12 protein-coding genes are annotated in these 12,461 nt (G+C 31.8%); 9 read left to right on the plus strand and 3 right to left on the minus strand.

The genetic code is table 11. The features are described from left to right. Positions 1–6 precede the first annotated feature (6 nt). On the minus strand, positions 7–246 hold the full coding sequence (locus tag CLOSA_RS01030) for a helix-turn-helix domain-containing protein (protein ID WP_013270930.1): 240 nt from the start codon (positions 244–246) through the stop codon (positions 7–9). Positions 247–353: 107 nt separating this feature from the next. Between CLOSA_RS01030 and CLOSA_RS23360 the strand changes: the two genes are divergently transcribed. The 6 genes from CLOSA_RS23360 (at position 354) to CLOSA_RS01060 (ending at position 8,979) form a co-directional block, all read left to right on the plus strand. Continuing rightward, entirely contained in the window at positions 354–968 is a 615-nt protein-coding gene (locus CLOSA_RS23360; RefSeq protein WP_081442987.1) for a hypothetical protein, read from the plus strand. 89 nt (positions 969–1,057) lie between these two features. Further along, positions 1,058–2,320: a YARHG domain-containing protein gene (locus tag CLOSA_RS01040; protein WP_013270932.1), complete on the plus strand. Its 1,263-nt coding sequence runs from the start codon at positions 1,058–1,060 to the stop codon at positions 2,318–2,320. A 181-nt stretch (positions 2,321–2,501) separates the two neighbouring features. Continuing rightward, entirely contained in the window at positions 2,502–3,644 is a 1,143-nt protein-coding gene (locus CLOSA_RS01045; RefSeq protein WP_013270933.1) for a cell wall-binding repeat-containing protein, read from the plus strand. A gap of 598 nt (positions 3,645–4,242) precedes the next feature. Beyond that, entirely contained in the window at positions 4,243–5,766 is a 1,524-nt protein-coding gene (locus CLOSA_RS01050; RefSeq protein WP_013270934.1) for a hypothetical protein, read from the plus strand. After that, positions 5,751–6,356, plus strand: coding sequence for a hypothetical protein (locus CLOSA_RS01055; RefSeq protein WP_013270935.1), 606 nt, complete (start codon positions 5,751–5,753; stop codon positions 6,354–6,356). The genes CLOSA_RS01050 and CLOSA_RS01055 overlap by 16 nt, the downstream gene beginning before the upstream one ends. After that, the gene (locus tag CLOSA_RS01060) at positions 6,343–8,979 is read left to right on the plus strand and encodes an AAA family ATPase (protein WP_013270936.1); all 2,637 of its coding nucleotides are present in this window, start codon (positions 6,343–6,345) and stop codon (positions 8,977–8,979) included. The genes CLOSA_RS01055 and CLOSA_RS01060 overlap by 14 nt, the downstream gene beginning before the upstream one ends. A 473-nt stretch (positions 8,980–9,452) precedes the next feature. Here CLOSA_RS01060 and CLOSA_RS23365 read toward each other — a convergent pair whose 3' ends face one another. Further along, positions 9,453–9,581 (minus strand): hypothetical protein, encoded by a 129-nt coding sequence (locus tag CLOSA_RS23365; RefSeq protein WP_278145207.1) that lies wholly within the window; start codon positions 9,579–9,581, stop codon positions 9,453–9,455. A 76-nt stretch (positions 9,582–9,657) separates the two neighbouring features. Here CLOSA_RS23365 and CLOSA_RS01065 point away from each other — a divergent pair, with 76 nt between their 5' ends. Beyond that, on the plus strand, positions 9,658–10,365 hold the full coding sequence (locus CLOSA_RS01065; protein ID WP_242647774.1) for a DNA adenine methylase: 708 nt from the start codon (positions 9,658–9,660) through the stop codon (positions 10,363–10,365). Between the two features lie 2 nt (positions 10,366–10,367). Here the strand turns inward: CLOSA_RS01065 and CLOSA_RS01070 are convergent, their stop codons facing one another. Further along, positions 10,368–10,703 carry a hypothetical protein gene (locus CLOSA_RS01070; RefSeq protein ID WP_013270937.1) on the minus strand — a complete coding sequence of 112 codons (336 nt, stop codon included), beginning with the start codon at positions 10,701–10,703 and terminating at the stop codon, positions 10,368–10,370. Between the two features lie 410 nt (positions 10,704–11,113). Here CLOSA_RS01070 and CLOSA_RS01075 point away from each other — a divergent pair, with 410 nt between their 5' ends. Both CLOSA_RS01075 and CLOSA_RS01085 read left to right on the plus strand, forming a co-directional pair. After that, positions 11,114–11,317, plus strand: coding sequence for a hypothetical protein (locus tag CLOSA_RS01075; RefSeq protein ID WP_013270939.1), 204 nt, complete (start codon positions 11,114–11,116; stop codon positions 11,315–11,317). Positions 11,318–12,211: 894 nt separating this feature from the next. Further along, positions 12,212–12,400: a DNA recombination protein RecT gene (locus CLOSA_RS01085; RefSeq protein ID WP_013270940.1), complete on the plus strand. Its 189-nt coding sequence runs from the start codon at positions 12,212–12,214 to the stop codon at positions 12,398–12,400. Positions 12,401–12,461 lie beyond the last annotated feature (61 nt).

Genomic DNA, 12,461 nt, shown 5'->3' on the forward strand with positions numbered 1-12,461 from the left:
AATTTTCTATTCATCAAAGAGAAATTGAATAGGTACGTTTAAGATTTTTGATAATCCAAAAAGTTCAATATCAGTAACTGTGCGGGAGCCATCTTCTATTCTAGATATTGAACCTCTGCATATATAGATTGCTAATGTTTCTAATTTATCCGATAGTTGCTGTTGACTCATTTCTTGGTTTTTACGAATTTGTTTTACTTTTTCTCCCACCATATTCATTTTATTGCCATCAATTATTCTTGCCATAATATTTCCTTTCACAATGTCTTGTAATAAGACAAAATATATGATAATGTAAAAAACAAGAATGTTTGTCCTATAACAGGACATATGGAAAATTTTTAAGGAGAAGTATGATGAAAAAACTACAAAAGATATTAGTTGCAGTATCTTTATCAACAATGGGGGCGTTTATATGCTTTCCGATCTATGCAGGAACATGGTCGCATGATTCTAATGGGTGGTCATATCAAAGTGATGATGGCAATAGTCCAAGAGGGACCTGGAAGAGAATAGATAGTAAATGGTACTATTTTAATGAAAATGGATATATGGAGACTGCCTGGATACAGTACGAAAAGAAGTGGTATTATTGTTATTTAAATGGAGAATTAGCAACAAATTGTTGGATTACAGGAAAATATTATGTTGGCAATGATGGCGCTATGTATGTTAATACAATAACTCCTGATGGATATAAGGTAGGAGGTGGCGGAGAATATATAAAAGAAAGTTCTATTTATGGAAGCTATAGATTTCAAAATAATGATGATGATGAAGTAATATTAACTTTTGTAGAGAAGAATTTAGATGGAGAAAATAATGTCATGCAGATTGAGACTAATACTGATTACAGAAGTTTTCAGCTCTGGGGACATTTTAGTTATGATAATCATAAAATTACAATAATACCGAGAGGGCATGATTTAATAGATCCTGGTGATATTGACAACTTTCAATGGAATTGATAAGATAACCTTATATTCTAATTACGATAATTATTATGCAGGAGATTATATAAGAATTATAATTAAAAAAAATAAAGAAGGTGAAAATATTGTTTTGTCCTAATTGCGGAGAAGAAAATAATAATGCTGCTAGATTTTGTTATAATTGTGGTTGCTCACTAACGAATAAAGAAGAGAGTTTAGTAAAGGAAAATTCTAATATTGAAACAAATAAAGCAAGAAAAAATTTATTTATAAAAGTTTGTTTGTTGGTGATGCTTACAATAATTATAATTCTAATTATTTTACTGCATACTTCAAATAAAAATTCAGAGGCATTTGTTTCTAAGACAATTGCAGTAAAAGGCATTGAGGAAGCAAAAAATGGAGATGAAGTGAACAATGAAAAACTCCCGGGTCTATTCGAGGACACTAGTATTGAAGAAAAGTCAGTAGGAATATCTCCAGACGATTATATTCTTCCAGAAAGTGATAGCAAGATATATTCGGCAGAGGAATTAAATTCATTATCTTCGAAAGAGTTACGTTTAGCTAGAAATGAAATTTATGCAAAGCATGGTAGAAAATTTTCATCAGAGGATTTGCAAAGTTACTTTTCGGAGAAAATCTGGTACAAGCCAAAGTATGAAGCAGCAGAATTTGAGGCAAAAAGTAACGGTATGCTTAATGTAGTTGAATTAGAAAATATAAAGTTAATTGTAGAAAATGAAAAGTTAAGAAACTCTACCACATTAGATGGCTATCAAGAGGTTTTAGAAGACAAAAGGTTAGTGCTATCGAGAGAAGAGATTGAAAATTATTTACAAAATCAAGGAATGGATACAAATAGTCTTTATTATTTAAAAAATACAATTAATCATAGTGATAGAACTATTGAAGAAAAGACTGTGCCTAAGTTGCAATACGATAATGAAAAGTTTACATATGTGGAAAATTATAATCCCTATAATCAGGCCTATGAGTACAATCCAATCATATCATTTGAATTTGTAGAAGAAGAGTACGAAGTGAAAGAAAAGCAAATTTTGCCAGATGGAAGTTACTATTTAGCTCATAACTCTTTGGTGACAGAAAAAACTCTTAATAGAGATTTGGAAAACAATTTATATATAGAATCCGGCCAGAATAGAACGAATCATAAAATTAGTGAAAGTGGGGTAGATAAAAATAGCTATGACTATTGGGTAATAGGTTTAAATGGAAACTATTGGGGAACATATACCATATATAAGGGAAAAGATGAAATAAAAATAGAGAAAAGATATTATGATACAATTAGGAAAAGTTATAAATTTACTTCCACTGAAACTTACAAAAAACTTGATGTTGAGAGCCTCTTAATTAGTAAATAGATTATATTGCGTTAATGCCTTAGAGGTTAAAAGAAATTCATATTAGAATGGCTCACGACATTGGGATTTCAAAACTGATGAGTCTGTATTATTTTCAATCATTTCATTTATGCCATTAATATAATAAATTAGACAAAAATGGGTGGTGTAAAAATAAATTTTAGATTAGGAGAAAATAAAAATGAAACTTTCGAAATCAATATTATTTTCAGCTGGAATGCTTGTATTAGTTGTACTCATTTCAAGGCCAACTTATGCGGGAACATGGAAAGTCGCCAATACTAATGGGCGGTATCAGGTGTGGTATCAAGAAGAAGATGGAACCTATCCGATTAATACATGGAAAAACATTGATAGCAAGTGGTATCATTTTGATAATAATGGGTATGTGTCTACTGGCTGGCTACAAGATAACGGTGATTGGTATTACTGTTATTCAAGTGGTAAGATGGCTGCTAATGGATGGATTAATGGCAAGTACTATGTAGGAGAAGATGGTAAGATGTACAGAAATGCTACTACTCCTGATGGAAAGCAAGTAGGTGAAGATGGAACATTAGTGAATGATTCCCCTATAGGGGGTAAATGGTACTTAGGGATAGATGCAGATTTAACAGGAATATATGAGACTGGAGAGGTTAGTAAGCCGGATAATATGAATAGAGAGTATGATAATAGTTGGTGGTATCTTTACTATGCAGGAAATAACGCTAATAGTACGGGATATGTATATGCTCAAGGTTGGATATGGATTGATGAAGATAAAAATGGTATAAAAGATGGGATTTTAAATCGATATTATTTTGATGGAGGTTGGCTTGCAACAAATACTATAATAGATGGTAAGAAGGTTAATGGAGATGGCATGTGGATAGTGGATAATGAAGTGCAGACAATAAGTCAACGAAGAGATGTTGAAGGAAATACTAAGTGGCGAGGATTGACACCGGGTATTTATTGGGATGCCAAACATAATTCACGTATCGAAATCAGTAAAGATTGGGGTTTACATTACTTTGAGAATAATAAGAATACTCCATATATGGAAGCTGAAATTTTATATGGGGAAGCTGATGAATCATTTCCAGAAATGATTTATACCGTACAGGTTTTAAAAGACCCAATTAAAGAAAATAATAATAAGGGGAAACTTAATTCTAATCAAAATTATCTTAGTATTTTTATTGATGCAGGTGAGGATTATTCAGGGAGAGGATATTCCTCTCCAGGAGATATTACTATTATATGTGGCTACACTTATGGTATCTTTAATCAAACTGATGATAAAGGAAGAGATAGGCATTTTTATTTTGAAAGTAAATAAATATTATGCTCAAATTTTAGAGTTGCTTAACTTTAGACTCACTTGAATGTACTCAAAATAATTAAAGATACAGGAATTAAAATGAGATGATAGTAAATAAACAGATATATAAAAATAAAAGTTAGATTTATTTTATAGAGGTGTTAAAATACATCGCTTAATTAATAAAAAATATAATTTTGGATTTCATAAGGTGCTGCTAACTTATAAAGTTAGAAGTACCTTATTTTAAATATTAAGGATTTATTTTTACGGCTTCTTTTTTATAAATAATCATGTAAATTCTTATAACAATATAGATGTTTATTTATTAGTGTGATAAAATACTTATAAATTACTTAAATTAAAAATAAAAGTAAATACTTAGAAAATTATCAAACGAGTTTGGAATATAGTAAAGGTATATGTTTGGTTAATATTTTGCAAATGAATTTATACATATTAGATTAATTCAAATATTTAAAATATTTTATAAACACGAAATGCCACACACATATGCTATGCTAAGTTATCCTTTAAATGTTGGGTTGTTTAAATAAATTTATTAATAAAAATATAAAAAATTATAATTATTAAATTTTGAAAAAGTAGGTGTATAATGGCAGAATTAGATAAAAAACGTAATACAGATGTTCCTGGATCAATTGCAGGATATTATTATCAAATACTCTTGGCTTGTAAAGAAATTTCACGATATGGTGAGGTAGAAGAAGTAGGCGTGGAAACGGGAGCAGATGTCAATGTTGTTTCCATATCAAAAGATATTGTAAATATTGAAGCAAAATTGCATCAAGGTAATTTTGGTAAGGAGGCAGAAGATATTGTAAAAACTATTTATAACTTTTATACAGCATATAACAAAGATATTAAAAAACTCATTTTTACGACAAATACGTCACCAACAAGAGAATGCAAAGACTTTTTTAATAATTGGGGTAATAATGGAAACGAGGAAAGATATATTAAGGAATGTATTTTACGAAAAAGTGTGGAAGGAAAATGTAAAAAAGAGTTTGAAGAGTTTTGCAATGACCCATTGATTAAAAGTAGAGCAAAGATTGATGGTAAAAAAAATATTGATTTATTAATAGAAGAAACTTTAGATATGGCTGGTAAATATAAGTATGATGATTACGCAGTAATAAATCCTAATATTGAATATAAGGATTTTATCGGGTTACTGAAATTTTCTTTTGAAAGTATGAAAAAACAGGACTTGATATCAGAAATTCGAAACAAGATTAAAAAAAACATAGAAACAACAATTCTTAAGCTAAGCATGAAGCCATTAGAAGCAGATGAATATGATCTTATAATTAACAAAATGATAGATTGTTTTTTAGAAGTGATATTATTAAATAGCCAAAATAAAAGTAACCTTAGAGTTAAAAGCAAAGAGTATATAAAAATAATACAAAACTATCAAACAATAGAAGATAAACATATTTCAAAATATCAAATTTTTTCTTGTATACAATCTATGCAAGAAGAGGAAGAAGATATATTAAAAGATATTAGGAATAGGGCATTAACAAAAGAAATAGATATACTTGAAGAAAATTATAAGTGTGTACAACAAATGATACTTAGTAAGATTGCAGACTCAGACGGATACGAATCTTTTGCTCACACTTTTAAATTAAAGACAAATGGAAGTTCCGGTGTATCTGAAATATTAATCAAAATAATATATATTTTATCAATTATGATGACAAAGGAGCATATAAAAATAGCAGATATCGAGATTATTTTTCAACAAGGTATAAATAATATAAAGCTACAAAATTTTATAGAGTGTTCATATAAAAAGTCTTTCAGCAGCGCGTATCGTAGAATGGAAGATATAGTTGGAGAATTGATCAGTAAATATCAACAAGAATCAAGTATAAATGAAAATCAGATCTTTATTATAGATGCCGATTATAAAAATAATGAGAAACCATGTGATAATATAAATCTAAGGCCAGAAGTATATGATATAACTCAATCTGATGAAAATTATAATGATTTTCTAATGTTTTGCTGTATGAATTATAAATGCACAAAATGTTTGGATATTAATGATGAAGTAGATTATAACAAGTTTAAGAATGGGGGAGGAAATTTATGCAAGAGGATTTAAAAAATGAATTGAAAAGAAACGGATTCGATATAGAGGTGTGGGATGAGGAAAAGATGAAAATATATGATAGTGATCGTATCATTGTAATTGCATTTCTAAATGATTATTCTATAACAGAAACAGATAGAATAAATAATGAAGTTATGGAAAAGGTTCGTCAATTGCAGATCGAAGCTGAAGAGGAAAAACTAGAAAAATACGATAATTTTTCTATACGACAAATTTTGTGGGATGTGTATATTCTATTTGTTCTGACTAATAAAGAAAAGTATGCTAGTGAAGAGCAAATTTTTATGTTACAGAGAGATAAAAAGTATTCTAAAAAGTATTTGATTCAAGGAAATAACATAGATGAATTATCGAATATAATTCTAAATATATTGAGACCGGAGCAATACATTGATAGTGTTGTGAGAAAGATACGATACGAATATTCAGATGCAGATAATTGTAATAATATTTGTGATGCGGAACAGACAGGCAAGGAATATGTAAAAAAATTTAATGTAAAGTCTTGTCAGGATATCCTAAATTTTTTAAATAAAGTAAATGCGGATGAATATGGAGAGATTGTAGATGAGAATTGCTAAAGTATATATAAAAAATTTTAGAGGCTATGGAGAAAATAATACGACTGATGAAATGTACTTGTTTGAGCATCTAAACGACGCCGACTTCGTAATTTTTTCCGGTTATAATGGATTTGGAAAAACGGGTTTTTTTGAGGCTATTGAATGGTGTATTACGGGGAAAATAAAAGGATTACAGGAAACAGATATTTATGCTAAAAATACCATGAAAAAAAGTTCATATCTAAAATTTCAGAGTAGAAAGGAAAAGAGAGAAAGGGAAGTAGTTGTCCGTATTATTTTTGACAATGGTTGGGGTGTTACAAGGAGAACAAAATGTAATGCTCTAGAAGAGAATGGTTATTATGATAATCTCACAGATTTAAATGAACAAGATATAAAACAACAATTTATTGATGAAAAAATAAAGCAATGGACTGGACAGCTGCCGGATCAAATTTTTAAATTAAGTTTTAATGGTCAAAATAGAAATACAGACTTCGTGAAATCAACAAAAGCTAAGGATAGAACGGGTTCGTTGCTTGAATTTATGGGTCTGAAGCTCCTAGATGATATTGTTACAGAATCTGATCCTAAAAAAAGAAGAAAGTTAAATAGTAATTATGAAAAGGCAAAAACAGAATATAGTAATGTGATTATGGAAGTAAAAAGGATTGATGAAATTTTTAAAAGTAATAAATGGGGATCAATTGAGGAATATAGTAAAAATATAAGAATGCTGTTAGAGAATATTAATTCTTATCAAGGCAAGATGATGAAAATTGGAATATGCCAGGATTCTTTGCTATCATATGATACTTTGAATGACTTATTAAATTCTTTTGAAAAGATTAGAATACTTAAGGATACATTAGAAAAACAGATAGCTATGGATGATAGGCAGATTGCAGAAGCAACAAAACATAGATTACAGTATGAGTGGAATCGGATACAGCATTTCTTAAATAGTGCTTTATTGTTTAAAGAATCAAATCTAACAGAGTTAGAAGGGGAAAAGTCTCGCTTTATCAGATTGAGGGAAATTTATAGTGAAAGTTTAAATGAATTAAACCAAATGAAGCAAAAAATTCTATTAGATGTTGTTATGCCTACCCCTGTTAAAAATGATACATCCATAGGTATAACAAAAACTGAAAAGGAATACTATGAGATCTGTTTAAACGTTTACAAAGATTTACAAAGTGTTGGGATGAATTTTTCGATTTCTGGAAATTACAAGCTTGATGCTTATAACATTGAAAGGGAGTTTCGAAAGAGTGAAAAATATGTGGGTTTTCTAAAAAGCCTTGAGAATATTGTCTCACAACAAAAAACGCATTTTATAGAAGTGGAAGGAATACTTACAGAACAAAAAGAATTATTGATACAGGTTCAGGGCTATGTAAATGGGCAGAATGAAATTAACAGTTGCCCGGTTTGCGGAGGAACGGAATTTATAAAAGAAAATCAGAATGGAAAGCAAGAATTGCTTGAGGTAATTAGTACAAGGATAGCAGAGGGGAATCTTAATCTAAAGGAAAGAAATGATAATTTAGTTAAAATAGAGGAACGTCTTAGCGATTGCCATGAAAAAATAAAAAAGATTATTAGAATCAAATATCAGACAAACCTTAATGAATTAAATGTTGAAATAAATAGGATAAAAGACTCTATTGTTGAAGCATGTGATTTGAGAATCAAATGCAATGAGTTATCATTTAGTAATTTAGGAGTAAGATTGTCAATAGTATTGACTAGAATCAATCAAATCAATGAATTCAAAGAAAAATATCAATTAAATATTTTTGAGATTGAAGATATTATACGAAAGAAAAAAGAGCATAAAAGTATAATAGAGGAATCTTTACGTATAAGATTTCACATGTATGATTTCGAAAACTTCTCCAAAGAAGCGGAAAAAATGAATGTTGCATCAATATTACCACTTTTTAAAAGAAGAAACTTAATAACAAAGGTAACAAAATATGTTGATGAAATTCTTGATTTTGATATAGGAACAGAGAATCGAAATATATTAAGACAATATGAGGAAAAGTGCCAATGTAGTAGTAAATTAGAATCTAAGGTATCATTATTGGAGGAAGCGATCAATTTTCGTTCTATTATTAATAATAATAGCAAAGTTATGGAAAACAATCTTATAGAGACATTGGTTGAAAATAATGAATTGATAAACTGGATTTATGGTAAGATCAATCCTCACCCGTATTTCCGAGAGTTAAGCTTAAAAATTGTCAAAGATGAAACTAGCATTTTATCGGCAGAGGATAATGATGTTTATTTAGACCATATTTTCAGTGAGGCACAGATGAATGTGCTATCCTTAAGTATTTTTCTTGGTTTGATTCTATCTATAAATAATTATGAGTTTCAACAGATTTTTTTAGATGACCCAGTACAAAGCCTTGACGATATTAATGTAGTATCTTTTATTGACTTACTACGTGCATTGATTCGCTCGAAACATGTAAATAAGAATTATATTATTAGTACACATGACCATAATTTTAGTAAACTATTAAAAATAAAGTTGCGGAATTATAGTTTTATTGAATATAGGTTTATTTCTTATGGAGAAGAGGGACCTAGAATAAATATGGTTCAATCCAATATTTTAAGTTAAATATAAAATTTTGGAAGTTAAAAAAGTAAATATGGTGGCAGCATAATGAACCTTGTGGAAATCAAGATGTATAAAGTGATTTTCATCTAATGAATATACCAGCATATGTGAGTTGTGGGAAAATTTGAGAAGGGTTTCCCTTTTTAATATCTAAATTATCAACACTATTCTTAAAAGTAAATATATGGGATTAGAGTATAGAAGACAACTCTCAACCTCTTATATTTATTATGCTTTGTATGAAGAGCGGTTTCAATTCCTATCTCGCAAAAATAGTTTAGCCTTAATATGTATTTGTAGGAAATCTGGTTGTCACTTCTTTTAAAGTCTCCTTTAAATGATGATGATTATACAGTGTATGCAAAATGTATGCAAATCAAGAGAGGGATTGCAGAAAGCTCCTTTCTACAAGTGTCTTCAGCGATACAATCCGTTCAAATCTGGTTGTCGCCTCTCTAAATCCCTAGTAAATACTAGGGATTTTTCTTTTCGTGTTGCATATCAGTGTTTGCAATCTGGTTCATTTCTTGTGCTTTTCCTGTCATGGCATGACGATATACATTTTTTAATACTCCATCATTCCCCCAACCGCCACGGCTCATGATGTATGCATCCGGAATACCTAAGGCGTGCTGTATGCTGGCTGAATTTGCCTCCTAAATAATCGGAAATATACCAGTGCATCACAGCTATCTGGATCCATACTTTGGAGGAGGGGCTGTCCTCTTTGAGAAGCCTCCTTCCAGGATTGAGACGGTAAACGATCTTGACGACGATGTGGTGAACTTCTTTCGGGTGATTCAGAATCCGGAAAGCTGTCAGGAGTTGCAGGAGTGGCTTATATATACGTCGTATTCCATGCAGATCTATGAGGAATCTTTTACAAGAGAGACTCAGTCACCTGTGGAGCAGGTCGGGTCCTTTGCGGTTAAATCCATGCAGAGTCACGGATTTAGACTGAATGGAGATTGTGGTTGGAAGAAAGATGTTTACGGCAGGGAAGCAGCTTATGCGGTTCGGTATTGGAATCTACTTCCGGAAGCACTGGTGGAGATGGCGATCAGGCTAAAAGGTGTGCAGATTGAGAATAAGCCGGCGCTGGAGCTGATCAAAGCCTTCGATCATGAGAATGTGTTGATCTACTTGGATCCGCCTTATGTATGGTCTGCACGAGGCCGGAAGCAATGCCGGTATGAAATGTCTGACCAGGATCATGAGGAGTTGTTAGATACAAGTATTCACAGCAAAGCTAAGACAATGCTTTCCGGATATGATTGTGAGCTGTATGAGAAGTATTTGAAAGGCTGGCGTAAGCTGCAGATTCCGGCCAGAGCGCAGAACAGTCTTCCGAGGGCGGAAACGTTGTGGATGAATTTTGATCAATAAACTTATCTTAGATAGAAAGTTGTGGGTTGGGGCATAGAATAATTAAATATTGGAACAGATACTACGCTTCCACCATCAACAAAGACATCCACTTCGTTATAAGCAGTGTCTTTTATATGTACACTTGATAACCATGGTTGAATAACTGTAGAACATGTTTCAGGGCTCTCATAAAATTCAATATATACTTCTGCTTTGCCAGGATCCGCAACATGATATATATTTCCCGGATATGTACCATAAATTCTGGCATAATCACACGGACGCGGCAGGTCAGCTAAAACTAAAACGTTAATAATGTCATCAATACGATAAGCAATTACAGATTTTATATTCATAATTTTGACTCCTTATAAAATCAACTATTTTTTAAGCACTTGTTTTACTAGTATTATATTAGTTGTTTATATTGGTGTTACATAATTAATGAGAAAAATAGAGATATAATACAAAATCATCAAAAGACTGCCGGGCACAGAAGAACAGTGTAAATCGCAGATTGCAGGCTGAAGCGGATGAGTCGATAAAAGCACCACCGGTTATGACCTTTTCTGCTCAGGCGCCGGCCTATACATATACAGGATTATGTCCAGTTCCAGATCTGCGTATTCCGGCCAGGAGATTAGAACTTGAGGAGGCGTGAAATGCTGAAAATACTAATCATTCCTGAGAATATGCAAAGAGGTATGAGAGTTCTTGATGCGGTACATAGAAAAGAGATGGAACCTATTGTGACCAGGAAAAAAATATGATACGAACACAAGGCGGAACGGAGTATATTGTGGTTCGTCCAGAAGAACGGTACTTGGATGGCCAAAGAGCAGATCAGGTTATTCTTGATTATGCATTCGTTCATTCTCTAAAACATGAGTTTGACGCAGTTCTGTTCAGCTCATGCGTTCCAGAAGCTTTTCAAGTAATGGACGATAGAATGGTTTTAAATTTTGGTTAGCCGGGGCTTCTGGTTTCGGTCAGAGAATTAAGATTTATCTAATGTAAGTGGTACTAAATGTTTTTCTGCAGTGAGGGCAACTAAAAGAGTGTCTAAAACCCAAGTATTTCTTGCAATATGGGCAACGATCAACTTTATGGGATATTACAGAGACAATAATCCAATTAGCCAGCACTAAGGCTTTATATGGAATGTTTTTAAAAACCGAGCCTAAAATGGTAAGGATTAATATGGACACGATTATTGTTATATTAACTATGCGCTTCTGTCTCTTAACTTTTTTCTTCACATTAAGGTCTCCTTTGGGAAATTTAAAGATGGTATTCCAATTGTATCATACAAGCAAGGTAGATGGATGTATTTTAAAGGCGGAATTGAAATTTCCTTGAGTACCGGGAGAAGGAGAGTTTAACATAAAACTAATTGGTAAAAAGTTCTATTTTGACAGCTTCAGTAATTCCATTAAAAAAGTAGCACAGTAAACAAAACTGAGATTTCTACAAGGAAGTGATTAATTGAGCAGGAACGAGGAACACGCAGTCAAGTTTTCTATGGAACTCGCGAGTGCGGTGAAACCTGCTTGGTGATACTTTGCAAGGTATGTTGGAGGCGGAACTGGATACAGAGCTCGGATACTCTAAGTATGACTATTCGACAAAAGAATCGGACAATAGCTTAAAGAAAATGAAATTCAGAATTGTACCTGTGGAAAATCATCTGGCTTTTTTTAAGGTTAGAGAGCGGGATCAAACGGTATTTATATATGCAGTCGTTGATTCCAGACGTGATTATTCTAATATAATATTTTGATTATTGATGAGAGAGACCGTCTTGCTGGATGCAGGATGGTCCTTTTTAATTAATTAAATAAATTAAAATGAAAGGAATGAGAAATTGTCAGATGTAAAACAGGAATTAGAGAAGAGGGCAGCAGGCGGTGGAGGCAAAAGTCATTCGGTTAAGCTGACAAAAAATATGACAATCGTTGATATGGTTAAGGCCCTTGAACCGGAAATCAAACGAGCCCTTCCCAGTAATCTTTCGCCGGAACGATTTACACGTAACTCCTTGAGTTCTGTGTGAAAAGTTTGTTAGAAACTTTTTCAACTTTACACCATTATCATTTTGCGAGGAACCCGTAAGT

It is taken from the genome of [Clostridium] saccharolyticum WM1, assembly GCF_000144625.1.
In the GTDB taxonomy this organism is placed as follows: Bacteria; Bacillota; Clostridia; order Lachnospirales; family Lachnospiraceae; genus Lacrimispora; species Lacrimispora saccharolytica.

What these genes read in the sequence shown, in the direction of transcription:
- CLOSA_RS01055 (WP_013270935.1), top strand. Translation starts at nt 5,751, where the DNA reads ATGCAAGAGGATTTAAAAAATGAATTGAAAAGAAACGGATTCGATATA.
- CLOSA_RS01050 (WP_013270934.1), top strand. Translation starts at nt 4,243, where the DNA reads ATGGCAGAATTAGATAAAAAACGTAATACAGATGTTCCTGGATCAATT.
- CLOSA_RS01075 (WP_013270939.1), top strand. Translation starts at nt 11,114, where the DNA reads ATGATACGAACACAAGGCGGAACGGAGTATATTGTGGTTCGTCCAGAA.
- CLOSA_RS01060 (WP_013270936.1), top strand. Translation starts at nt 6,343, where the DNA reads ATGAGAATTGCTAAAGTATATATAAAAAATTTTAGAGGCTATGGAGAA.
- CLOSA_RS23360 (WP_081442987.1), top strand. Translation starts at nt 354, where the DNA reads ATGATGAAAAAACTACAAAAGATATTAGTTGCAGTATCTTTATCAACA.
- CLOSA_RS01030 (WP_013270930.1), bottom strand. Translation starts at nt 246, where the DNA reads ATGGCAAGAATAATTGATGGCAATAAAATGAATATGGTGGGAGAAAAA.
- CLOSA_RS01070 (WP_013270937.1), bottom strand. Translation starts at nt 10,703, where the DNA reads ATGAATATAAAATCTGTAATTGCTTATCGTATTGATGACATTATTAAC.
- CLOSA_RS23365 (WP_278145207.1), bottom strand. Translation starts at nt 9,581, where the DNA reads ATGAGCCGTGGCGGTTGGGGGAATGATGGAGTATTAAAAAATGTATAT.
- CLOSA_RS01045 (WP_013270933.1), top strand. Translation starts at nt 2,502, where the DNA reads ATGAAACTTTCGAAATCAATATTATTTTCAGCTGGAATGCTTGTATTA.